Source organism: Bacillus sp. SIMBA_008 (genome assembly GCF_046535495.1).
Lineage (GTDB): Bacteria > Bacillota > Bacilli > Bacillales > Bacillaceae > Bacillus > Bacillus subtilis.
Genome location: NZ_JAWRWL010001405.1, coordinates 1 through 230 on the forward strand (window position 1 = coordinate 1; position 230 = coordinate 230).

The following is a 230-nucleotide window of genomic DNA, read 5'->3' on the forward strand; positions in this document are numbered from 1 at the left end:
GCTCGCCGGCGTCCTGCAGCACCCGGATGCCGCCGCGGAGGGCGGCGAGATAGTCGCGCAGAACCGGGAGCTGAGACTTCCCCTGCGTGATCGAGGTGCCGTCGGGGCGCACCCGCCAGCGCACGACGACGTCGGGGATGACGTCGAAGGAACGGGCCCGGGTGTACATCAGCTGGGCGACGATCTGATCCTCGTACGCGACGCCTTCGGGGAACCGGAGATCGTGCCAG

The 230-nt window shown here is 70.0% G+C and carries 1 pseudogene; it reads right to left on the reverse strand.

What is annotated here, in order from left to right:
* Nucleotides 1–230 (reverse strand): annotated as a pseudogene (locus SB658_RS28105) (hypothetical protein); the annotation flags it as partial.